At 63.6% G+C, this 21,502-nt stretch carries 18 protein-coding genes; 10 read left to right on the forward strand and 8 right to left on the reverse strand.

All coding sequences use genetic code 11. The annotated features are described in order from the left end of the window. Nucleotides 1-74 precede the first annotated feature (74 nt). Nucleotides 75-764: an arylesterase gene (locus AC1RJW_RS16960; RefSeq protein ID WP_493045964.1), complete on the reverse strand. Its 690-nt coding sequence runs from the start codon at nucleotides 762-764 to the stop codon at nucleotides 75-77. Between AC1RJW_RS16960 and AC1RJW_RS16965 the strand changes: the two genes are divergently transcribed. Then, nucleotides 763-1,524 (forward strand): ABC transporter ATP-binding protein, encoded by a 762-nt coding sequence (locus AC1RJW_RS16965; protein WP_493045965.1) that lies wholly within the window; start codon nucleotides 763-765, stop codon nucleotides 1,522-1,524. The two genes, AC1RJW_RS16960 and AC1RJW_RS16965, sit on opposite strands and share 2 nt — an antisense overlap. An 8-nt stretch (nucleotides 1,525-1,532) precedes the next feature. Here AC1RJW_RS16965 and AC1RJW_RS16970 read toward each other — a convergent pair whose 3' ends face one another. Next, the gene (locus AC1RJW_RS16970) at nucleotides 1,533-3,077 is read right to left on the reverse strand and encodes an NAD(P)H-hydrate dehydratase (RefSeq protein WP_493045966.1); all 1,545 of its coding nucleotides are present in this window, start codon (nucleotides 3,075-3,077) and stop codon (nucleotides 1,533-1,535) included. A gap of 133 nt (nucleotides 3,078-3,210) precedes the next feature. On the opposite strand from AC1RJW_RS16970, the gene AC1RJW_RS16975 reads away from it, so the two are divergent. Beyond that, entirely contained in the window at nucleotides 3,211-6,780 is a 3,570-nt protein-coding gene (locus tag AC1RJW_RS16975) for a hydantoinase B/oxoprolinase family protein (RefSeq protein WP_493045967.1), read from the forward strand. 9 nt (nucleotides 6,781-6,789) lie between these two features. Here AC1RJW_RS16975 and AC1RJW_RS16980 read toward each other — a convergent pair whose 3' ends face one another. Further along, the gene (locus tag AC1RJW_RS16980) at nucleotides 6,790-7,689 is read right to left on the reverse strand and encodes a LysR family transcriptional regulator (RefSeq protein WP_493046060.1); all 900 of its coding nucleotides are present in this window, start codon (nucleotides 7,687-7,689) and stop codon (nucleotides 6,790-6,792) included. A gap of 139 nt (nucleotides 7,690-7,828) precedes the next feature. Here AC1RJW_RS16980 and AC1RJW_RS16985 point away from each other — a divergent pair, with 139 nt between their 5' ends. The 3 genes from AC1RJW_RS16985 to AC1RJW_RS16995 are packed head-to-tail and all read left to right on the forward strand — an operon-like array spanning nucleotide 7,829 to nucleotide 10,821. Beyond that, nucleotides 7,829-9,127 carry a CitMHS family transporter gene (locus tag AC1RJW_RS16985; RefSeq protein WP_493045968.1) on the forward strand — a complete coding sequence of 433 codons (1,299 nt, stop codon included), beginning with the start codon at nucleotides 7,829-7,831 and terminating at the stop codon, nucleotides 9,125-9,127. A 28-nt stretch (nucleotides 9,128-9,155) separates the two neighbouring features. Beyond that, nucleotides 9,156-10,493, forward strand: a complete 1,338-nt coding sequence (locus AC1RJW_RS16990) for an acyclic terpene utilization AtuA family protein (protein ID WP_493045969.1) — start codon at nucleotides 9,156-9,158, stop codon at nucleotides 10,491-10,493. A gap of 1 nt (nucleotide 10,494) precedes the next feature. Then, the gene (locus AC1RJW_RS16995) at nucleotides 10,495-10,821 is read left to right on the forward strand and encodes an AtuA-related protein (RefSeq protein ID WP_493045970.1); all 327 of its coding nucleotides are present in this window, start codon (nucleotides 10,495-10,497) and stop codon (nucleotides 10,819-10,821) included. Between the two features lie 11 nt (nucleotides 10,822-10,832). Here AC1RJW_RS16995 and AC1RJW_RS17000 read toward each other — a convergent pair whose 3' ends face one another. Then, entirely contained in the window at nucleotides 10,833-11,783 is a 951-nt protein-coding gene (locus tag AC1RJW_RS17000; RefSeq protein ID WP_493045971.1) for an AraC family transcriptional regulator, read from the reverse strand. Nucleotides 11,784-11,961: 178 nt separating this feature from the next. On the opposite strand from AC1RJW_RS17000, the gene AC1RJW_RS17005 reads away from it, so the two are divergent. The 3 genes from AC1RJW_RS17005 to AC1RJW_RS17015 all read left to right on the forward strand — a co-directional run bounded on the left by AC1RJW_RS17005 (nucleotide 11,962) and on the right by AC1RJW_RS17015 (nucleotide 16,393). Further along, entirely contained in the window at nucleotides 11,962-13,008 is a 1,047-nt protein-coding gene (locus AC1RJW_RS17005) for an NAD(P)-dependent alcohol dehydrogenase (RefSeq protein WP_492494956.1), read from the forward strand. A gap of 311 nt (nucleotides 13,009-13,319) precedes the next feature. Then, nucleotides 13,320-15,746 carry a membrane-bound PQQ-dependent dehydrogenase, glucose/quinate/shikimate family gene (locus tag AC1RJW_RS17010; protein WP_493045972.1) on the forward strand — a complete coding sequence of 809 codons (2,427 nt, stop codon included), beginning with the start codon at nucleotides 13,320-13,322 and terminating at the stop codon, nucleotides 15,744-15,746. Nucleotides 15,747-15,757: 11 nt separating this feature from the next. Beyond that, entirely contained in the window at nucleotides 15,758-16,393 is a 636-nt protein-coding gene (locus tag AC1RJW_RS17015; RefSeq protein ID WP_493045973.1) for a TetR/AcrR family transcriptional regulator, read from the forward strand. 7 nt (nucleotides 16,394-16,400) lie between these two features. Here the strand turns inward: AC1RJW_RS17015 and AC1RJW_RS17020 are convergent, their stop codons facing one another. Continuing rightward, complete coding sequence (locus AC1RJW_RS17020) at nucleotides 16,401-16,805, reverse strand: VOC family protein (protein WP_493045974.1); 405 nt, start codon at nucleotides 16,803-16,805, stop codon at nucleotides 16,401-16,403. Nucleotides 16,806-17,059: 254 nt separating this feature from the next. Here AC1RJW_RS17020 and AC1RJW_RS17025 point away from each other — a divergent pair, with 254 nt between their 5' ends. Then, nucleotides 17,060-17,560 carry a MarR family winged helix-turn-helix transcriptional regulator gene (locus AC1RJW_RS17025; protein WP_493045975.1) on the forward strand — a complete coding sequence of 167 codons (501 nt, stop codon included), beginning with the start codon at nucleotides 17,060-17,062 and terminating at the stop codon, nucleotides 17,558-17,560. A gap of 91 nt (nucleotides 17,561-17,651) precedes the next feature. Further along, nucleotides 17,652-18,746, forward strand: coding sequence for a S41 family peptidase (locus AC1RJW_RS17030; protein WP_493045976.1), 1,095 nt, complete (start codon nucleotides 17,652-17,654; stop codon nucleotides 18,744-18,746). A 303-nt stretch (nucleotides 18,747-19,049) separates the two neighbouring features. Here AC1RJW_RS17030 and AC1RJW_RS17035 read toward each other — a convergent pair whose 3' ends face one another. The 3 genes from AC1RJW_RS17035 to AC1RJW_RS17045 all read right to left on the reverse strand — a co-directional run bounded on the left by AC1RJW_RS17035 (nucleotide 19,050) and on the right by AC1RJW_RS17045 (nucleotide 21,356). Continuing rightward, on the reverse strand, nucleotides 19,050-19,721 hold the full coding sequence (locus AC1RJW_RS17035; RefSeq protein WP_493045977.1) for a hypothetical protein: 672 nt from the start codon (nucleotides 19,719-19,721) through the stop codon (nucleotides 19,050-19,052). 115 nt (nucleotides 19,722-19,836) lie between these two features. Further along, nucleotides 19,837-20,019, reverse strand: coding sequence for a hypothetical protein (locus AC1RJW_RS17040; RefSeq protein WP_493045978.1), 183 nt, complete (start codon nucleotides 20,017-20,019; stop codon nucleotides 19,837-19,839). A gap of 1,139 nt (nucleotides 20,020-21,158) precedes the next feature. Further along, a complete protein-coding gene (locus AC1RJW_RS17045; RefSeq protein ID WP_493045979.1) occupies nucleotides 21,159-21,356 on the reverse strand; it encodes a hypothetical protein in 198 nt (65 codons plus the stop codon). Nucleotides 21,357-21,502 lie beyond the last annotated feature (146 nt).

The following is a 21,502-nucleotide window of genomic DNA, read 5'->3' on the forward strand; positions in this document are numbered from 1 at the left end:
GTTTCCACGCATAAAAATAGCCGCTTTCGAGCGGCTATTTTTTTGTCTGCAGAATGTGCGGCCTTGGCGCAGGTTTACTTGGCTTTCAGCAACGGCGCCAGTTGCGGCCAGATATTTTTCAAAATAGTCGGATGCGCCTTGGCATTCGGGTGCATGCGGTCGGCCTGGAACAGCTGCGGCTGATCGGCGATGCCTTCGAACATGAAGGGCACCAGCGGCGCCTTCCATTCCTTGGCCAGCTTGCCGTACACGCCATAAAACTGCTCGCCGTAGGCGCGGCCATAGTTGGGCGGCATGCGCATGCCCACCAGCACCACCTGCGCCCCCGTCTTTTTCACGGCGTCGCCCATGGCGCGCAGATTCGCTTCGGCGGCCGCCACGGGCAAGCCGCGCAAACCGTCGTTGGCGCCCAGTTCGATCAGCACGACGTCGGGCTGGTGCTTGGCCAGCAGGGCGGGCAGGCGCGCGCGGCCGCCGCTGGTGGTCTCGCCGCTGATGCTGGCGTTGACGATGCGCGTGTCGTTCTGTTGCGCTTGCAGCCGCTGTTCCAGCAGTGCCACCCAGCCCGTGCCGCGTGCCAGCCCATACTCGGCCGAGAGACTATCGCCGAGCACCAGCAGCGTTTTTGGTGCAGAATAGGCGTTCGTCATGCTCGATACCAGCAGCAGGGCTGCCGCAGGAAGCAGGGACAGGGTGCGCCGCCGCAGGCGGTTGTTGCCCTTGACACTTATTTGTTCACGAAATTTTTTAAGATAGATCAGCATGCCCGAATTCCCTAAAGCGACTTCCACCAGTTTTCTTCCATCAGACGCGGCGGCCCGGCGGCCTGCCGCACTCAACAGTCAAAACAGCCAAAATGCCCGGCCGGCCATCGAAGTGGTCCAGCTGGCCAAGCGCGTACCCGATGCCGATGGTGAGCTGACCATCCTGCATCAAGTCGATTTTACCGTGCAAACGGCGGAGACGCTGGCCATCGTCGGCGCCTCCGGTTCCGGCAAGTCCACCTTGCTGGGCTTGCTGGCGGGTCTGGACACGCCCAGCGACGGCAAGGTGGTGCTCGATGGCACCGATATCTTCGCCCTCGACGAAGACGGCCGCGCCGGTTTCCGCAAGGAAAAGCTCGGTTTCGTGTTCCAGTCGTTCCAGCTGCTGGCCCACCTGACGGCGCTGGAAAACGTCATGTTGCCGCTGGAATTGCGGGGCGACCCCGATGCGAAGGAAAAGGCGCAAGCCATGCTGGGCCGGGTGAACCTGGGCAGCCGCCTGAAGCACTATCCGAAATACCTGTCCGGCGGCGAGCAGCAGCGCGTGGCGCTGGCGCGCGCGTTCGTCACGGAACCGCCGCTGCTGTTCGCCGACGAGCCGACGGGCAGCCTGGACGCCGCCACGGGCGAAGCCGTGATCCAGCTGATGTTCGAGCTGAACCGTGAACGGGGTTCGACCCTGGTGCTGGTCACGCACGACAGCTCGATCGCGGCCCGTTGCGGCCGGACGATTACGATTTCAGCAGGCCGTTTGATCTAGCGCAGTGATCATGCCGACAAGGCATTGATCAATTTTCGGATGGCCGGGATCAATTCCCCCGCCGTCAGGCCGATGGGGCCGTTGCCTGCCGCCACCAGGGCGTCGGCTGCGGCCCCATGCAGCCAGACGGCGCCGAGTGCCGCTTCCCATTCCGGCCAGCCCTGCGCCAGCAGGCTGCCGCACAGGCCGGACAGCACGTCGCCCGTGCCGGCAGTGGCCAGGGCGGGGCCGCCCGTGTTGTTGATGACCACCTGGCCATCGGGCGCCGCGATGACCGTGCCGGAACCCTTCAATACGACGATCACGCCCAGCTGCGTGGCCAGCTGGCGCGCCGCGCCCAGGCGGTCGGCCTGCACCTCGGCCACCGTCATGTCGAGCAGGCGGGCCGCTTCCAGCGGATGCGGCGTCAATATCGTCGCCCCCGCGCCCGTGCGCACGGCCAGCGCCGATTGCAGCTCCGGCTCGGCCGCCATCAGGTTCAGCGCATCGGCGTCCAGCAGCAGGGGGCTGTCGCTCTCGAACGTGCGCTGCAGCAGCTCCACCGTATCGACGTCGTCGCCCAGCCCAGGCCCCGCCACCAGCGCGGCAAAGTGCAGGCCCGAGAAATCCACGTCCTGCGCGCGGCGGCACATCAGTTCCGGCTGGCCGCTGTCGAAGGCGGGCGGTGCGTCGGGAAAGGCGACATACACTCGTCCCGCGCCCGCATGCAGGGCCGTGCGCGCCGCCAGGATGGGCGCGCCCGCCATGCCTTGCGTGCCGCCGATGATGGCCACGCTGCCGTAGCTGCCCTTGTGCGTATTCTGCCGGCGCGGCTGCAGCTGGCGTGCGAACAGGTGCAGGCCGCCCAGCTGGGCTCTGGCGGGCGGCAGCAGGGCAGGGTCGATGGCCAGCGCCGCCACTTCCACTTCGCCCGCGTAGTCGCGGCCGTTCGCCGTGTGCAGGCCCGGCTTGTCGCCGATGAAGGTGAGCGTGTGCGTGGCGCGGATGGCGACGCCGTCGATGGCGCCCGTGTCCGCGTGCAGGCCGCTGGGCACGTCGAGCGCCAGCACGGGGCAATCGAGCTTGTTGACCAGCTGCGCCATGTCGCGGCATTCGCCGTCCAGGGGGCGCGAGGCGCCGATGCCGAACAGGCCATCGATGACGAGGTGCCATGGCGCGGCGCCCACGGCGGCCGAGGCCATGCTGGTCGCCGCATCCATGCAGCGCGCGGCGCTGTTGCGGGCGCGGCTCAGGGCCTGTTCGCGTTCGGGCGACGTGGCCGCTGCTTCGGGCGCCAGCCAGACGAGTACTTCGAGGCCGCTGCCGGCCAGGTGCGCGGCCGCTTCCAGCGCATCGCCGCCGTTGTCGCCGGGGCCGGCCAGCACCAGCACGCGCCGGTGGCCCGCCTCGTCGCCATCTTCCTGCGCGTGCAGCAGCTTCAGGGCGGCGCTGGCGGCGGCCTGGCCCGCGCGCTGCATCAGCAGCCCTTGCGGCAGGTCGCGCATGGCGGCTTGTTCGATGGCGCGCAGTTCGGCGATGGCGTACAGCGGTGTTGCAGAGTCGATCAGGGTCATGGAGCGTGTTCCGTTAGTCAGCATGTCTTCAACATAAGGCCGAAGCGGGCGAAAGGCAAGGCGCGCACGCCTGAAACGCGTCCCTGTTTGGCGGCTACAATAGCCATCTCGCTTAAGACTGGGGGGCAGGACGATGGACTGGCAATTCTGGATCGACCGGGGCGGCACCTTTACGGACATCGTGGCGCGCCGTCCTGACGGCAGCCTGGCCACGCACAAGCTGCTGTCGGAGAATCCGGGCCAGTACCGCGACGCGGCGCTGGCCGGCATGCGCCAGTTGATGGGTCTTGCGCCCGGCGCGCCGCTGCCCGTCGAGCAGGTGGGCGCCATCAAGATGGGCACGACGGTGGCGACCAATGCGCTGCTCGAACGCAAGGGCGAGCCCACCGTGCTGGCCATCACGCGCGGTTTTCGCGACGCGCTGCGCATCGCCTACCAGAACCGCCCGCAGCTGTTCGCGCGCCAGATCATCTTGCCGGAACTGCTGTACGGCGACGTGATCGAGATCAATGAAAGAGTGGGTGCCCATGGCGAGGTGGTCGCGCCGCTCGACGAAGTGGCTGCCCGGGCCGCGCTGGAACACGCGCATGCGCGCGGCGTGCGCGCCATCGCCATCGTGCTGATGCACGGCTACCGCTACCACGCGCACGAGGCGCGGCTGGCGCAGCTGGCGCGCGCGGCGGGTTTTACGCAGGTCTCCGTGTCGCACGAAGTCAGCCCCATGATGAAACTGGTGGCGCGCGGCGACACTACCGTGGTCGACGCCTACCTGTCGCCGATCCTGCGCCGCTATGTCGACCAGCTGGCGATGGAGCTGCCCGGCGTGCACCTGCAATTCATGCAGTCGAACGGCGGCTTGACGGATGCGCGCGCCTTCCAGGGCAAGGACAGCATCCTGTCCGGTCCCGCCGGCGGCATCGTCGGCATGGTGCGCGCCAGCGCGCTGGCCGGCTTCGACAAGGTCATCGGCTTCGACATGGGCGGCACGTCCACCGACGTGTCGCATTACGCGGGCGAATTCGAGCGCGTGTTCGAGACGCAGATCGCCGGCGTGCGCATGCGCGCTCCGATGATGAGCATCCACACGGTGGCGGCGGGCGGCGGCTCCATCCTGCATTTCGACGGCGCCCGCTACAAGGTGGGGCCGGACAGCGCGGGCGCCAACCCCGGCCCCGCCAGCTACCGGCGCGGCGGCCCGCTGGCCGTCACCGACTGTAACGTCATGCTGGGCAAGCTGCAGCCCGCCTTCTTCCCCCGCGTCTTCGGCCCCGACGCCGATGAAGTGCTGGATGCGGCCACGGTGCGCGCCCAGTTCGAAGCGCTGGCGCGCACGGTGAACTCGACGCCGGAGCAGGTGGCAGAAGGTTATATCGCCATCGCCGTGGGCAATATGGCCAACGCCATCAAGCAGATTTCCGTGCAGCGCGGCCACGACGTCACCGAATATGCGCTGACCAGCTTTGGCGGCGCGGGCGGCCAGCATGCCTGCCTGGTGGCCGATGCGCTGGGCATGCGCACGGTGTTCATCCACAGCCTGGCGGGCGTGATGTCGGCCTACGGCATGGGCCTGGCCGACCAGAGCGCCATGCGGGAACAGGCCATCGAGGCCAGGCTGGGCAGCGACCTGGCGCGCCATTTCGAGACATTGGGCGCGCAGGCGCGCGACGACTTGCTGCGCCAGAACGTGGAAGGGGAGCGCATCGCGCTCGTGCATCGCGTGCACCTGCGCTACGAAGGCACGGATTCGCCCCTCGTCGTGCTGTTCGATACGGTCGCCGGCATGCAGGCGCAATTCGAAGCGGCCTACAAAAAACGCTTTTCCTTTTTGATGCCGGCGCGCGCCCTGATCGTCGAAGCCATTTCCGTGGAAGCCATCGGCGCGTCCAACGCGCCGCAGCCGGCCGCGCCCGCGTATGCGGCCCGCACTGGGGAGCTGGCGCCTTTGGCGACGGTGGCCATGTACTGCGCCGGCGCCTGGCGCGACAGCGGCCTGTATGGGGCGGACAGGCTGCGTCCCGGCGATATTCTCGACGGCCCGGCCATCGTCAGCGATGCCAACGCCACCACCGTGATCGAGCCGGGCTGGCGTGCGGAAGTGACGGCGCACGGCCATTTGATCTTGCGCAGGGTCGTCGCCGTGCCGGAGCGTGTCGCCATCGGGACGAATGCCGACCCCGTGATGCTGGAAATTTTCAATAACCTGTTCATGTCGATCGCCGAGCAGATGGGCCTGCGCCTGCAGAATACGGCCCATTCCGTCAACATCAAGGAGCGGCTGGACTTCAGCTGCGCCATCTTCGACGCGCAAGGCCAGCTGATCGCCAACGCGCCGCACATGCCCGTGCACCTCGGTTCCATGGGCGAGAGCATCCGCACCGTCATGACGCGCAATGCGGGCGCCATGCGGCCCGGCGACGTGTACATGCTGAACGACCCGTATCACGGCGGCACGCATCTGCCCGACGTGACGGTGATCTCCCCCGTGTTCGATGAAAACGGCGCGTCCATCCTGTTCTACGTGGGTTCGCGCGGCCACCATGCCGATATCGGCGGCACCACGCCCGGCTCCATGCCGCCCGATTCCACGCGCATCGAGGAAGAGGGCGTCCTGATCGACAATTTCAAGCTGGTCGACGGTGCCACCGGTTTGCTGCGCGAAGACGACACCCTGGCCCTGCTGGCGGGCGCCAGCTGGCCCGCCCGCAATCCCCGGCAAAACCTGGCGGACCTGCGCGCCCAGGTGGCGGCCAACCAGAAGGGGGCCGACGAACTGCATAACATGGTCGCGCATTTCGGCTTGCCTGTCGTCCAAGCCTACATGGGCCACGTGCAGGACAATGCCGAGGAAGCCGTGCGCCGGGTCATCACCACCCTGAAGGATGGCAGCTACGCGCTGAACCTGGACAACGGCGCGCAGATCGAGGTGGCGATCACGGTGGACGCGGCGCGGCGCAGCGCCGTCATCGACTTCACGGGCACGTCCGCCCAGCTGCCGAACAATTTCAATGCGCCGTCCGCTGTCTGCATGGCGGCCGTGCTGTACGTGTTCCGCACCCTGGTCGACGACGAGATACCGCTGAATGCGGGCTGCCTGAAGCCTTTGACCGTGATCATCCCGCCCGGCTCCATGCTCAACCCGCAGTATCCGGCCTCCGTCGTCTCGGGCAACGTGGAAACCTCGACCTGCATCACCAACGCCCTGTACGGCGCGCTGGGGGCCATGGCCGCGTCGCAAGGCACGATGAACAATTTCACGTTCGGCAGCGCCAAATACCAGTACTACGAGACGATTTCGGGCGGCTCGGGCGCCGGTCCCGGCTTCGGCGGCACGGACGTGGTGCAGACGAACATGACCAATTCGCGCCTGACGGACCCGGAAATCCTCGAATGGCGCTTCCCCGTGCGGCTCGACAGCTACAGCATCCGTCCCGGTTCCGGCGGCGCGGGGCGCTGGCACGGCGGCAATGGCGGCGTGCGCCGGGTGCGCTTTCTGGAACCCATGACGGCGGCCATCCTGTCGAACAACCGGATTATTCCGCCGTTCGGCATGGACGGCGGCGCACCGGGCGCGCTGGGACGCAACTACGTCGAGCGCGCGGACGGCACGGTGGAGCAGCTGGCGCATATCGGCAAGACCGCCATGCAGGCGGGCGACGTGTTCGTCATCGAGACGCCGGGCGGGGGCGGCTACGGCGCGCCCTGACGGGGAAGGTCAGTTCAGGGCGCCGCCGCCCAGGCGCAGCTCGATCAGTTCCAGCATGCCTTGCGCGGCGATGGACAGGCTGCGCTGCGTGGCCAGCAGGATGGGGCGCTCAGGCTGGCCGTGCGCCAGCGGCACGGCCACCAGGTTCAGTTTGCGGAACTGGAACAGGGTCAGCGCCGGCACCAGCGCCACGCCCAGGCCATGTTCGATCAGGCCGGCCACGGTGGCCAGGTGCTCCACTTCCAGGCCGCTGTCGCGCACGGCGATGCCTTGCGTGAGCAGCTCCACGTGCTGGCGCACGCTGGTCGACTTGGCCAGGTGGATCAGTTCGCAGCCGGCCAGGTCCGCCAGCTGCAGGCGGTCCTTGTCCGCCAGCGCATGGTCGCGCCGGCACACGAGGTAGAACGGGTCGCTGCACAGGGTGCGCGTGTCGAATTCGGCCAGCCTGGCGCTGGGCGCCGTGATGGCCAGGTCGACCTTGCCTTGGCGCAATAGATTCAGGCACTGGTCGGACAGCGCGTCGTGCAGCTGCACCTGCACGCCCGGATAGCTGGCGCGGTATTCGGCGATCACGGCCGGCAAGCCATGCGCCGCCAGCGAGGGCAGGGCGGCGATGGCCACGCGCCCCTTGCGCCGCGCCACATAGTCGCCCAGGTTGCCGAAGGCCGCTTCCATGTCCGCCAGCAGCGTGCGCGCCACGCCGACAAACATCTCGCCTTCCACCGTCAGCATCACGTTGCGGGTATCGCGCTCGACCAGTTTGGCGTTCAGGGCTGTTTCCAGCTTCTGGATCACGGCGCTGAAGGCCGATTGCGATAAATGGCAGCGCTCGGCCGCGCGCGTGAAGTGGCGGCAGTCGGCCAGCGCGACAAACGCCTGCAGCAGCTTGCTGGAGATATTCGGCAGCATAGTTTGACCCATCAAACGTTTGATCCATAAAACAGGATAATCATCCTGAAAAATCGATTTTACAATATAAAGCGCTGGCAGCAGAATGCTTCCAAACCCCGCACAGACGAGGGACACACAACTTACGGAGACAAACACCATGCTGGCCCTGCTCGGACTGTGCACGATCGCCATTTTATTGGCGGCCATCCTGACCAAGAAAATGTCGCCCCTCGTGGCGCTCATCACCATTCCCATCGTCGCGGCCCTGATCGGCGGCTTCGGCATGGACACCTCGAAATTCATCGTTGCCGGCATCACCAACATCGCGCCGGTCGCCGGCATGTTTGTGTTCGCCATCCTGTTCTTCGGCATCGTCACCGACGCCGGCATGCTGGACCCCGTCATCAGCGGCATCCTGCGCGTGGTGGGCAGCCGCCCGACCCGCATCGTGCCGGGGACGGCCTTGCTGGCCCTGCTGATTCACCTCGACGGTTCGGGCGCCGTGACCTTCCTCGTCACCATCCCCGCCATGCTGCCGCTGTACACGCGCCTGGGCATCGACCGCCGCATTCTCGCCTGCGTGGCGTCGCTGGCGGCCGGCGTCAATTTCCTGCCGTGGACGGGGCCGATGATACGCGCCTCGGCGGCGCTGCATATCTCCGTCAGCGAGATCTTCATGCCCCTGATTCCCGTGCAGCTGATCGGCCTGGCCTTCGTCTTCGGCGTGGCCTATTACCTGGGCCGCAAGGAAGAAATCCGCCTCGGTCTGACCGCCGGCGCGCCGGCCGGCTTCGTGCAGATGCACGAGCTGACGCCGGCCGAACAGGCCATCCGCCGGCCGAAGAACTTCTGGATCAATATCGTGCTGACGGTGATCGTGCTGGGCGTGATGATCAGCGGGAAGGTCGACCCGGTCGTGATGTTCATGATCGGCGTGGTGCTGGCATTGATGATCAACTATCCGAACGCCGACATGCAGCGCGCCCGCATCGATGCGCATGCCAAGGCGGCGCTGCTGATGGCCAGCATTCTGTTCGCCGCCGGCGTTTTCACGGGCATCATGAACAAGTCCGGCATGCTGTCGGCCATGGCCAAGACGGCCGTCGGCTTCGTGCCGCCCGAGATGGCCTCGCATATCCCGGCCGTGCTGGGCGTGCTGTCCATGCCCCTGTCGATGCTGTTCGATCCCGACTCGTTCTACTTCGGCGTGCTGCCCGTGGTGGCGGAAGTGAGCAAGATGCTGGGCGTGGAACCGGTCCAGGTGGCGCAGGCGGCCCTGCTGGGGCAGATGACGACGGGCTTTCCCGTCAGCCCGCTGACGCCGGCCACCTTCCTCGTCGCGGGCCTGGCCGGCATCGACCTGGCCGACCACCAGAAATACACGTTCCAATACCTGTTTGCCGCATCGATCGTGATGACCATCAGCTGCATCGTGCTGGGCATCTTCCCCCTGTAGGCGCAGGCACTTTTCACAGGAGCACAACATGAAAACCATCCGTATCGGCGCCGGCGCCGGTTATTCGGGCGACCGCATCGAACCGGCCGTGGAACTGGCCGAGCGCGGCGAACTCGATTTCCTGATCTTCGAATGCCTGGCCGAGCGCACCATCGCGCTGGCGCAGCAGGCAAAAATGCGAGACCCGCGGCAGGGCTACGACCCGCTGCTGGCCGAGCGCATGCGCGCCGTGCTGCGTCCGTGCAGCGAGAACGGCGTGCGCATCCTCACCAACATGGGCGCGGCCAATCCGCTGGCGGCCGCCGCCGCGATCCGCGCCATTGCGGACGAACTGGGCTTGCCGCACATCAAAGTGGCGGCCGTCACGGGCGACGACGTGCTGCAACTGGTCACGGGCGGCGACTACCTGGACGACACGGGCGCGCCCGTGGCGCAGCTGGGAGACCGGCTGCTGTCGGCGAATGCCTACCTGGGCGCGCAGCCGCTGGTGGACGCGCTGGCGCAGGGCGCCCACGTCATCGTCACGGGCAGGGTAGCCGATCCGGCGCTGGTGCTGGCACCGCTGATCCACGCGTTTGGCTGGGCCATGGATGACTGGCACCGCCTGGGGCAGGGCACCCTGGTCGGCCACCTGCTCGAATGCGCGGGCCAGATCAGCGGCGGCTATTTTGCCGATCCCGGCTACAAGGACGTGGCCAACCTGGCGCGTCTGGGCTTTCCCATCGGCGAAGTGAGCGAAGACGGCAGCGTCGTCATCACCAAGGTCGATGGTTCGGGCGGCTGCGTCACGGTGGCCACCTGCACCGAACAGCTGCTGTATGAAATCCACGATCCGGCCGCCTACCTGACGCCGGACGTGGTGGCCGATTTCTCCCGGGTGAGGATGGAACAGGCCGGCCCCGACAGGGTGGCCATCACGGGCGCCACGGGCCACCCCAAAAGCGGGCTGCTGAAAGTGACGCTGGGCTATCTGGACAGCTATATCGGCGAAGGGCAGATATCGTATGCGGGGCCGGGAGCGCTGGCGCGGGCGCAACTGGCGCAAGCCATCGTGGCCGAACGCCTGCAGCTGTGCGGCGTGCAGGCCGAGGAGCTGCGTTTCGACTTGATCGGCGTCAATGCCATCCATGGCGCCGCGCTGTCCGCCGCCCATGGCGAGCCGTATGAGGTGCGCTTGCGCGTGGCCGGCCGCGCGGCCAGCCTGAAGGAAGCGGCGCGCATCGGCAATGAAGTCGAGACCCTGTACACCTGCGGCCCCTCGGGCGGCGGCGGCGCCACCAAATCGGCGCGCGAGGTCGTGGCCGTGCGGGCCACGCTGGTCGACGCGGCACTGGCGCCTGGCGCCATTCACTTCGGGGAGAACTGACATGGGCACCATCAAGACCATCGCGCTGCGCGAACTGGCGCACGCGCGCGCGGGCGACAAGGGCGATATCTCGAACCTGTCGCTGATCGCGTATGAACGGAAGGACTACGAGCTGCTGCGCCGGCAGGTGACGCCCGAGCGCGTGCGCCAGCATTTTGCGGGCATCGTCCAGGGCAGCGTCGCGCGTTACGACTTGCCGCAGCTGGGCGCGCTGAACTTTGTCATGCAGCAGGCGCTGGGCGGCGGCGTGACGCGCTCGCTGGCGCTGGACGCGCACGGCAAATGCCTGGGCGCGGCCCTGCTGGCGATGGAAATCCCCATCTCCTGAACTGGCGGGAGTCAGGCGGCCGATGGCGTCCCGTAGGCGGTGGTGCCGCTCAGCTGCGCGCGCACCTGGCCCACGTCGCGCATCGGCGCGCGGCCGAACTGGCGGCTGTACTCGCGGCTGAACTGCGATTCGCTGGCGTAGCCGACCCGGTAGCCGGCCGTGCCCGCGTCGATCTGCTCGACCAGCATCAAACGCCGCGCTTCCTGCAGGCGCAGCAGCTTCTGGTACTGCATCGGCGTCATGGCCGTAATCGCCTTGAAGTGGTGGTGCAGCGACGACATGCTCATGTTCGCCATGCCGGCCAGATGCTCGATGCGCAGCGGCTGCGCGTAATGGTGCTTGATCCAGTCGATGGCTTGCGCCACCTGGTGCGACTGGCTGCTGGCCAGCGCCATGTGGCGCAAACGCGCGCCGACGGGACCATTGAGCAGGCGATACGTCAGCTCGCGGCGGATCAGGGGCGCCAGCGTGGCGATGTCCCCCGGCTTGTCGAGCAGGCGCACGAGGCGCAGCATGGCGTCGAGCAACTCCGGCGAGACGTCGCTGACGGAAATGCCGCGCGTGGCGGGCAGGATTTTCTGCTGCGCCGCGCCGGCTGCGCCGCTGGCGCTTTCGCTGTCGAGCAGTGCCGCCACGTCGGCGATGTCGATGCCCAGCACCACGCACAGGTGCGGCTGGTCCTCGCTCGCTTGCACCACGCGCACCTGCACCGGCAGGTCGACGGACGTCAGCAGGTACTGCATGCGGCTGTAATGGAAGGTTTCTGTGCCCAAGGTGACGTCCTTCGCCCCTTGCGCGATGATGGCCACGCTGGGGCGCGCCGCATGGAACAGCGATTCGGTGACGGAGGACTGGCGGTGGAAAGTGAGGTTGCCGATGGCCGTCGTGAAGTCGCCCGTGCGCGGCGCGTGGCGGCTGATCAGGGCGGCGATTTCATCTTGCGGGGGAATTGGTGTGGACATGGAGGTCAGTATGCGTGAGGCGAGGAAGGGCAGGGCTTGATCTTACGCAGATTTGGAGGATCGTGCAAAGGTCTTGCAGGATCGCGGTAACGGCGGCGCGGCATCTGGGGCACACTTGGGCAATCGCATGCATGGCACGCGTCCCCCCTCGTTACACATTACAGATACAGGAGTTTTCATGACCACCATCGCCAAAGGCTACGCCGCACTGGGCCCGACTTCCGCACTGCAACCGTTCACGTTCGAGCGCCGCGCCCCGCGCGAAGACGACGTGGCCATCTCGATCAAATACTGCGGCGTGTGCCATTCCGACATCCACCAGGCGCGCGACGAATGGGGCGGCGCTGCCTTCCCCATGGTGCCCGGCCATGAAATCGCCGGCATCGTTACGGCCGTCGGCGCCAATGTGAGCAAGTTCAAGGTGGGCGACCACGTGGGCGTGGGCTGCTTCGTCGATTCCTGCACCACCTGCAAGACGCGCAACGTGGACCTGGAACAGTACATGCCGGGCCTGATCCAGACCTACAACGGCCTGGAAGCGGACGGCAAGACGGCCACGCAGGGCGGCTACTCGGACAGCATCGTCGTCAAGGAAGGCTATGTGCTGTCGATTCCCGACAACCTGCCGCTGGACGCGGCCGCGCCGCTGCTGTGCGCCGGCATCACCCTGTACTCGCCGCTGAACCACTGGAAGGCCGGTCCTGGCAAGCAGGTCGCCATCCTGGGCATGGGCGGCCTGGGCCACATGGGCGTGAAGATCGCCCACGCCATGGGCGCCGAAGTGACGGTGCTGAGCCAGACCCTGTCGAAGCGCGAAGACGGCCTGCGCCTGGGCGCCGACCATTACTACGCCACCAACGACGCGGAAACGTTCAGCAAGCTGGCCGGCACCTTCGATCTGATCATCTGCACCGTGGGCGCGGCCATCGACTGGAACCAGTACATCAACCTGCTGAAAGTCGATGGCAACATGGTCATCGTCGGCATCCCGGACGGCGCCGTGCCGCCCGTGAACGCCTTCGGCCTGGTGGGCGCGCGCCGCAGCCTGTCCGGCTCCATGATCGGTTCGATCAAGGAAACCCAGGAAATGCTGGACTTCTGCGGCAAGCACAATATCGTCTCCGACATCGAAATCATCCGCATCCAGGATATCAATGAGGCGTTCGAGCGCGTGGTCAAGAGCGATGTGCGCTACCGCTTCGTGATCGACATGGCCTCTCTGTAACGCCCGAGAAAACGCCCAGGGCGTTGTTGCTCCGCCTCGCCGTACTATTCGTACTGTCTTCGGCGGGGCGCCTAGCCCTGGGCGTTTTTCGGGCGTTCCAACGGCATTTTTTTAAACGTCAAATCCGGTATGCCGGCGTCGCAGCACTATCCCATCCCCGCCAAAAATCAAGCTCCCGCGTCAATTTTTCTTTCCTTGCGTCAAAAATCGGCATAAAATGAAACCGTACGGTACAGTTTCACTACGTAGATTTAAAAAATCAGCCATCCCCGGCGTGTTTGCCTGGGCAGGGGAGGCGTCATGGATAAAAAATGGACACTTCAGTAAATAAAGGCGCGCCGGCGATCCCGGCGGTCTTCAGGGGCAAGCGGCTTGCCCTGACGGTTTTCGGCATCTTTCTTGGATTTTCCGGCCTGGCCCTGGCGGCGGGCGGCATCGAACTCATCACCCTTGGCGGTTCCTGGTACTACCTGCCGGCCGGTCTCGGTTTGCTATTGGCCGGCGTGCTGTATCTGCGCCGCAAACCGCTGGCCAGTGCCGTCATCGGCGCGCTGGTCGTCGCGACACTGATCTGGGCCGTGTGGGAAATCGGCTTCGCCTTCTGGCCCATGGTGCCGCGCCTGGCGCCGTTCCTCGTTATCGGCCTGGTGGGCGCCTTGCTGCATCCGTGGCTGGCCGGGCGTGCGCATGGCGGGCAGTCGCGCGGTTTCGCCGCCCTGTTTGCCGTCGTGCTGGCAGCCGGTTTCGCCGCCATGTTCAAGCCGCATGGCGTGACGGAGGCGACTGCGCAGCCACAGCAGGATGCCATGACCGCCATCAATGACGGCAGCGCCAATTGGGCGCATTATGGTTATGGGCCGCAAGGCACGCGCTTCGCGCCGTACACGCAGATCGGCAAGCAGAACGTCGACCAGCTGGAAGTGGCGTGGAGCTACCGCACGGGCGAACTGGCCGAAGGCGCGTCCGAATCGCAAAACACGCCGCTGCAGATCGGCGACACCATCTACACGTGCACGCCGACGAGCAAGGTGATCGCGCTTGACGCGGACACGGGCAAGGAGCGCTGGACTTTCGACCCGAAGCCGGCCAACACGAAGACGTGGAACCGCTGCCGCGGCGTGGCCTATTACGAGCCGGCCAAGGTGGCAAAACCATTTCATTTCGACGGCATGCAGGCGGTCAGCGCGCCGCAAGCGGGCGCCTGCGCGAAACGCATCGTGCAGGTGACCATGGATGCGCGCCTGATTCAGATCGACGCGCTGACGGGCAAGCAGTGCGAAGGCTTCGGCGACAAGGGCTCCGTCGACCTGACCGTCGGCCTGGGCAAGGTGAAGATGAACGTGCCGTACTACGCCTACACGTCCGCGCCCACGGTGGCGCGCAACCTGATCATCCTTGGCGGCTGGGTCTTCGACGGCCGCTCCACCGATGAACCATCGGGCGTCGTGCGCGCCTACAGCGCCGACACGGGTGAACTGGTGTGGGCCTGGGACCTCGGTAATCCGGCCATCACCAAGTTGCCGCCCGAAGGGCAGACCTACACGCGCAGCACGCCGAACATGTGGTCGACGCCCGCGTTCGATGATGCACTGGGCCTGGTCTACCTGCCGACGGGGAACGAGCAGCCCGACTTCTGGGGCGGCAAGCGTCCGCCGCTGACGGAGAAGTATTCTTCGGCCATCGTCGCCCTCGACATGGCCACGGGCCGCGAGCGCTGGACGTATCAAACCGTCCACCACGACATCTGGGATTACGACGTGGCCGCGCAGCCGGCCCTGTACGACGTCCCGGACGGCAAGGGTGGAAAAATTCCCGCGCTGGTGCAGCTGACCAAGCGGGGCCAGATCTTCATGCTGGACCGCCGCACGGGCAAGCCGATTGCCGAAGTCATCGAAAAAGCCGTGCCGCAGGAGCATGCGGCCGGCGACTGGGTGGCGAAAACGCAGCCATATTCGACGGGCATGCCGGCCCTCGGCGCGGAAACCCTGACGGAGCGCGACATGTGGGGCGCCACCTTCTTCGACCAGCTGGCTTGCCGCATCAGCTTCCGCAAGCTCAATTACCAGGGCGAGTTCACGGCGCCCAGCACCCGCGAAACCCTGATCTACCCTGGCTACTATGGCGGCTTCAACTGGGGCGGCGCGGCCGTCGATGAAAGCAATGGCTATATGTTCGTCAACGATATCCGCATGCCGCAGGTGGTCAGGCTGGTGCCGCGCGAGACGGTGGACGTGGCCAAGCTGACGTCGGGCCATGGCGTGGGCAGCACCTATCCCATGGATGGCACGCCTTTCGTCATCGACCACAAGGCCTTCAATTCGCCGCTGGGCATACCGTGCCAAAGCCCGCCCTGGGGCGTGTTTGCCGCCATCGACCTGAAAACCCGCAGCAAGGTATGGGAGCGCCCAGCCGGCACGGTGCGCGATGCCGTCATCCACGGCGCGCGCGCCAGCCTGCCCATCCCGCTGGGCATGCCCACCCTGGGCGGCGGCGTCAGCACGGCGTCCGGCCTGGTGTTCTATGCGGGCACGCAGGATTACTATTTGCGCGCCATGGATATCGCCACGGGGCATGAGGTGTGGAAGGCGCGCCTGCCCGTCGGCTCGCAAGGCACGCCGATGACGTATGTCTCGCCAGCCTCTGGCCGCCAGTACGTGGTGGTGGTCGCGGGCGGCGCCCGCCAGAGCCCGGACCGGGGAGATTACGTGATAGCATACGCGCTTCCCAAGACACAGTAAGAGTTTGCTTCATGCCCCAGTTGCGCACCGTTCCCGCTTACCCCAGCACCCGAAGCGAGGAGCGGCGGCGCAAGCTGCTGGTGGCGGCGGCGGACCTCTTCCTCGCCTCCGGCTACGATGGCGTCAGCATGGACGCCATCGTGGCCGAGGCGGGCGGCTCGAAAGCCACCGCCTACCGCTATTTCGGCAGCAAGCAGGAACTGCTGGTGGCGGTGGTCGAATACCTGTGCGCCGATTTCATCATCGCGCTGCGCCAGCTTGATACGGCGCAAGTTGGCCTGGAACAGGGCTTGCAGCTGATTCTCGATGAACTGGTGGCCGTCGTCACCAGCCCCCGCCACGCGGATTTCTACCGCCTCGTCGTCACGGGCGCCGCCGCCGTGCCGGCCGTGGGCCAGACCTGGTACGAGCATGGCCCGCAAGTGTGGCATGCATTGATCTTGCGCCTGCTGGAGCAGCAGCGCGCCCAGGGCCGCATCGCGCCCGGCACCTCGTTTTCCAATGTGCCGCAGATCCTGTTCGACGCCGTCTTCTCGCACCTGACCACGCGCACCGTCATGCTGGGGCAGGGCGGCAGCGCGGCCACCTTCCGGCCCCTGATCGCGGAACTGATCGAACTGGTGGTGGCGCGCGTGGCGCGCACGTAAGCCCTGCTCAGCGAGCCGCTTCCGGCGCCGTCCAGACCAGGTTCCACAGGTGCCCGTCGATATCCTCGAAGCCCTGGTCATACATGAAACCATGGTCCTCGGGCGGATGCGGTATGCGCCCGCCGGCGGCCGCGGCCCTGGCGATCAGGCTGTCCACCTCCTCCCGGCTGTCGCAACTGAGGCAGATGACGACTTCATTGGCTTCCTTGGCATTCGCGACCGGCTTGCCGATCAGCGACTGGAAGAAGGGTTCGGTCGTCAGCATGGCCTGGATGGTGTCGCCGACGATGTTCATGAACGCCGCGCTCTCTCCGCTGAAGCGGGCATCGAAGGTAAAGCCGAGAGCGGAAAAGAAGGCCCTGGATTTGTCCAGGTCCTTTACGGGCAGGTTGAGGATGATCTGTTTGTGCATGGCGCCTCCTTGCCAGGGTGGGATTGCGTGGAATAGAGGGAATGGGCAATCGCGCCGCATTCCTGCGGCTACGGTCCGTGACGACTTTACCTCATTTGACAGCGTAGCGGCTGTCAGTTCAAGTTTGACTCAAAACGGCGGATACGGCAGGCCGGCGCAAGGGCAAGCACGGGGGCGTGGCGGCCCTCCTCAACAGTTATCAATTAATGAAGAATGTATATAAGCACTTATGTAAATCATGCTACCATGGCTGCATGAAACCGGGACTGGGCACACAATTACGACATCTCATTGAACTGCTGGACGGCGCGGTCGAGCAGGCCTACGTGGACGCGGGCCTCGATTACCGGCCGCGCTACACGCCGGTCATGCGCATGCTGGCCGAGCGGCAGAGCGCGACCATCGGCGAGCTGGCGGCCGTGGCCGGCCTCACGCAGCCCGCCGCGACCCAGACCGTGGCCTTGATGGTGAGGAAGGGTCTGCTGATTGTGGCCGCCGGCGGCGAAGACGGCCGGCAGCGCGTGGTGCGTCTCAGCGCCGCTGGCGAAGCGCTGCTGCCGCGCCTGCGGGTGTGCTGGCAGGCAACCAAATCCGCGGCCGACAGCCTCGATGCGGAACTGGCGTTTCCCTTGTCCGCCTGCCTGGAACAGGCGATCGCCGTACTCGAGACGCGCTCCTTCGGCACGCGCATCCGCGACGCCAGCTTGCGGCAGCACCTGACGAAACCCCCGAATGATGCAGACACGCCTGGCTGAACACCGCTTCGACGACGTTGCCAGGGAGCACATTGCGCGCATTTTTTTCATATAACGATCAAACAATTCGCAGTTCAACTTGGAGGAAGGTATGTCAGGCAGAAAGAAGTTTGTTGCAGGCGTCGTGTTGGGTACCGTGCTGTCGTTTTCCGCCTTCGCGGCGCAGGACACTCCCTTGAAAGCTGCCGATCGTGCTGCGATCGTGCAGTCGCTGGCGGAGAAAATGAACGCGAATTACATTGAGCCGGTGGTGGCCGAACGGGTCGGCAGTGCGATCGCCAGGAAAAATGCCGAAGGAGGCTATGCGGCCGCCGCCAGTGCGCAGGCCTTCAGTGCGGTGCTGGCGCAGGACTTGCGCGCATTGAGCGGCGACCTGCATTTCGGCGCCATGCTTGACGCAGGGTTCCGCGAGCGCAGCAACGCCGCCGACGTGCCCACGCGCGCCAGGATGGACGAAGCGCGCGAGCAGACCGAACGGTGGGGCTATGGCATCGAGAAGGTCGAACGCCTACCCGGCAACGTCGGCTACATCGAGCTGCGCGGCTTCGGGCGCACGGAATTCGTCGGCCCGGCCTACTCGGCGGCGATGTCGCTGATGGCGGGGACGGAGGCGCTGATCCTCGACCTGCGCCGCAACGGCGGCGGCAGCCCGGCCAGCGTGGCTTACCTGATGAGCCATTTCTTCCCGTTCGGCGACGAGCGTCACCTGATCGACATATACAATCGCCCGACCGATACGACACGGCAGATATTTACCGTGGCGACGGTCGCCCAGCGTTACGACAAGCCCGTGTACGTGCTGACCTCGGCCCGCACGTTTTCCGGCGGGGAAGACTTCTCCTACGGCATCCAGGCACAGAAGCGCGGCACGGTGGTCGGCGAAACCACCGGCGGCGGCTCCAATCCCGTGGGCAGGTTCAGCGTGGGGCAGGGCATCGTTGTCGTGATTCCCACCTCGCGCACGACCAATTTCGTCACCAAAACCAACTGGGAGCACGTGGGCGTGAAACCGGACATCGCCGTGCCCGCGGCACAGGCGCTACAGACGGCGCACGCCGACATCCTGCGCAAGCTGGTGGCGTCCGAAAAGGACGGCGACGGACGCAAGGAACTGCAGCGCGTGCTGGCAATGGTAGAGAAAGGGGAGTCCGAGAAGCCCGTCTACACGCTCAGGGGAGAGCCTTGATCTAACCGCTGCGCGGGCAGGAAATGCCTGCCCTGTGCACCGGGTACGAAGGTGACCGGCGCACCCGCGGCCAAGCCGGCGCGGCGCCGGTGCCCTGGACGCTGCGCACGGTCAGGCGACCTGGAATGCGCACATGGCCAGATACAAGGCCCGCCGCGTGCTCACGGCGTTCGCGCAGTGACGTCAGCGTCGGCTTTATCGTCCTCGAAGGCCGTTACGTACGGCGGATTGCGCCCCAAAGCGGACGGCCATATTAAAGGGAGAAATCTTTCTGGGAATAGGAATTTTAATAAATAGACATCATTATGCCCCCCGCATTATATCAGCTATTTTTCTAACTTCTGTAGGAGCACCAAAATCTGCCTTGGAAATTAAATAGATATTATCATATCTATTTCGCTTCCCTAAATAGAGTCCCTGCGCAACATATTCTTTCATCCATTTTTTCCATTTATTGATATCTATATTCACCAGCATCAACACGTTGTGTTGAAAATTATACTTGTTTGCATATATGAAAATGTGAAAGATATCTTTTAGCGCTTCGCCAATTGAAGTATTTGGATTGGTTTTTGATTCGATGATAAGCTTTTGATTCGGATATTCCATGTTTGTCTGGCAGGCATGCACTAAGAAATCTGGTTGCGTCTCAAAGTAATTAAGCATGTCTAAATTTGAACCGTATTTATCATTTAAATATTGCCATGTTTTCCGAATTGCAATATCAGGGTTCGCATACCACATAAATTTTTTTGGAACTTCAAAATCATATTCAACACCTTGGTAGAGCGCGTCGCTTCGGTTCATATTCTTTTCATATTGGATGGAAAATTCGGTCATAAACCGACGTTCCAAACGCCTGAAATTAGATAAATCCGCAAGGCTATTTTCGGAAAAAATCACATCTTCGATTTCAAAGAATCGAGCTTCGATGTTATCAAGAGCAAGCACTACATCACTAATGATTGGACTCATTGGTTACGCTTCCATACTTATAATTTTGGATCAGTTGCGTCTCACCGACGACTGCCTACTAGTTTAAGGTTCAACGTCGGCTCTTGGCCGATTTCGCCCGTTCAACAGCATGCGCTCAAAAGTCAGGGATTTCTCTGATTGCTCGGTTAATATCACGCTCGGCATCATCAAGTTCGCTGAGCGCTTTGCGAATTTGGAACTCAGCATCTGGGTTTGCATCGTTACGTGCTCTCCTTAATGCAGTCGCAGCATCATCAATTGCACTGAGAGCCCTCTTGAGTTTCGTCTTCGCTGACATTGGCTTCCTTCTTGAATTGAATTGTGATTTTTCATACCTCTACAACTATCGCATTGACTGCTTGTGGCCGTCACCGGGGCTAGCCAGCTTTTGTCACGTTGACGGTTTTAGCTGGGATAGGAACGTACTTCTACTACTTCAGTTTTCGGATTTTGCTTGATGTGCGACTGGTCCCAAAAATAGGCTAATGCTGCCGCCTGAGAGGCGTAACCCCGCAATGTGACCGAGCTTGGTCCCGATCCCTGTGTATATTTGATAACGTAAGTCATTGCTGGCATCTGAATTTCCTGTAAATTTAGATAACTATATAGCTTGGCATGTAGGCTCATTAAATAACATGAGGTACCTCTAAATCAGTCTGCTCTTGGCCGATTCCACACCTACGATTTCATCGTCGTTCCATTGAGCTGGTCCATCAAGGCATCGAGCTTACGCTCTAGCTTTAAATTAGACGCCCCAATGAAATACCAGATGCAAGCGAAGTTCACGATTGGAATCAACGACAGAACGGTCCAAAGCACTGCGTTCCGTCCTTTATCCTTTGCTAGAAGATAAGCAGAAACTGCCATCATTAGCGACATGAATACTAGCGGAAGAAATGAGAAAAACATGTTTGATACGTTGTTTTCCATTAGTTGTATCTAGGTTGGATGGTTTAAATACGTTGAGAAGTCGACCTAGTGATGCGTCCGAGCAACCTGAATGAATGCTCCTGAACGGCTGCTTCTGGACGATCGAGGCACCAGAGCATAGCGGATTGCCAAGCGGAAAAACTCACACATTGTCACGCTGCCGCGAACGACTGCTCTTGGCCGGTTGACGCCGTTGCCAGGTTCCGCTTGAGGAAATTCACCCCGCTGCAAGCACTATAAATCTTAGAGGCCCATAACAGCCTCGAAGAGATGACGAACCCAATCCCTAAACGCGAGGCGTTTGGACTCTCGTTGCCTCAGCCGATGCATCAACAACCACGTTGCATACAAGGCGATCATAACGGCGCACGCTGCACTGATGATGGCCGTGAAGATCTGTATAACTGGAAGCATAACCATCTGTCCTCATTCTCACTACTTCCGCTCATGGCCCCAAACGGACACCAAGCAAGCTACATGCCCAGCCTGGCTAAAGAGTGGCGCATGCTAAGGCGCATGCGAAGATGACACTGCTGGGGCGTTGTCGTTCACGCCATGGATAAAGCCTTCAGAAAATTCATCCCATGCGCCGCAGACGAGCCACAGACAAGCGGCGAAGGTAAGCAGTTTTCGATTGTTTTTCCTGAAGCCGGAAATGAGCAGGGCAGCGCCTGCGACAAAGAATAGGGGAGTGACAATATACATGCAGCGCCTTCGATTGATTACATTGCTAATTTTCATGAGCAGGTAGGCGCAATGCGATAGCGTCGCGTCTCCCCGGGCGGCTTGTGGTTGCGAGCAGCAAGAGAGAATAACAAATTGCCAAGAGGAAAGATTCACACATTGTCACG

This window comes from Janthinobacterium sp. GW822-FHT07A03 (genome assembly GCF_058798815.1).

What these genes read in the sequence shown, in the direction of transcription:
- AC1RJW_RS17005 (WP_492494956.1), top strand. Translation starts at nt 11,962, where the DNA reads ATGACCACCATCGCCAAAGGCTACGCCGCACTGGGCCCGACTTCCGCA.
- AC1RJW_RS16965 (WP_493045965.1), top strand. Translation starts at nt 763, where the DNA reads ATGCCCGAATTCCCTAAAGCGACTTCCACCAGTTTTCTTCCATCAGAC.
- AC1RJW_RS17020 (WP_493045974.1), bottom strand. Translation starts at nt 16,805, where the DNA reads ATGCACAAACAGATCATCCTCAACCTGCCCGTAAAGGACCTGGACAAA.
- AC1RJW_RS17000 (WP_493045971.1), bottom strand. Translation starts at nt 11,783, where the DNA reads ATGTCCACACCAATTCCCCCGCAAGATGAAATCGCCGCCCTGATCAGC.
- AC1RJW_RS17025 (WP_493045975.1), top strand. Translation starts at nt 17,060, where the DNA reads ATGAAACCGGGACTGGGCACACAATTACGACATCTCATTGAACTGCTG.
- AC1RJW_RS17015 (WP_493045973.1), top strand. Translation starts at nt 15,758, where the DNA reads ATGCCCCAGTTGCGCACCGTTCCCGCTTACCCCAGCACCCGAAGCGAG.
- AC1RJW_RS17030 (WP_493045976.1), top strand. Translation starts at nt 17,652, where the DNA reads ATGTCAGGCAGAAAGAAGTTTGTTGCAGGCGTCGTGTTGGGTACCGTG.
- AC1RJW_RS16985 (WP_493045968.1), top strand. Translation starts at nt 7,829, where the DNA reads ATGCTGGCCCTGCTCGGACTGTGCACGATCGCCATTTTATTGGCGGCC.
- AC1RJW_RS17035 (WP_493045977.1), bottom strand. Translation starts at nt 19,721, where the DNA reads ATGAGTCCAATCATTAGTGATGTAGTGCTTGCTCTTGATAACATCGAA.
- AC1RJW_RS16960 (WP_493045964.1), bottom strand. Translation starts at nt 764, where the DNA reads ATGCTGATCTATCTTAAAAAATTTCGTGAACAAATAAGTGTCAAGGGC.
- AC1RJW_RS17045 (WP_493045979.1), bottom strand. Translation starts at nt 21,356, where the DNA reads ATGTATATTGTCACTCCCCTATTCTTTGTCGCAGGCGCTGCCCTGCTC.
- AC1RJW_RS16995 (WP_493045970.1), top strand. Translation starts at nt 10,495, where the DNA reads ATGGGCACCATCAAGACCATCGCGCTGCGCGAACTGGCGCACGCGCGC.
- AC1RJW_RS16980 (WP_493046060.1), bottom strand. Translation starts at nt 7,689, where the DNA reads ATGCTGCCGAATATCTCCAGCAAGCTGCTGCAGGCGTTTGTCGCGCTG.
- AC1RJW_RS16975 (WP_493045967.1), top strand. Translation starts at nt 3,211, where the DNA reads ATGGACTGGCAATTCTGGATCGACCGGGGCGGCACCTTTACGGACATC.
- AC1RJW_RS17010 (WP_493045972.1), top strand. Translation starts at nt 13,320, where the DNA reads ATGGACACTTCAGTAAATAAAGGCGCGCCGGCGATCCCGGCGGTCTTC.
- AC1RJW_RS17040 (WP_493045978.1), bottom strand. Translation starts at nt 20,019, where the DNA reads ATGTCAGCGAAGACGAAACTCAAGAGGGCTCTCAGTGCAATTGATGAT.
- AC1RJW_RS16990 (WP_493045969.1), top strand. Translation starts at nt 9,156, where the DNA reads ATGAAAACCATCCGTATCGGCGCCGGCGCCGGTTATTCGGGCGACCGC.
- AC1RJW_RS16970 (WP_493045966.1), bottom strand. Translation starts at nt 3,077, where the DNA reads ATGACCCTGATCGACTCTGCAACACCGCTGTACGCCATCGCCGAACTG.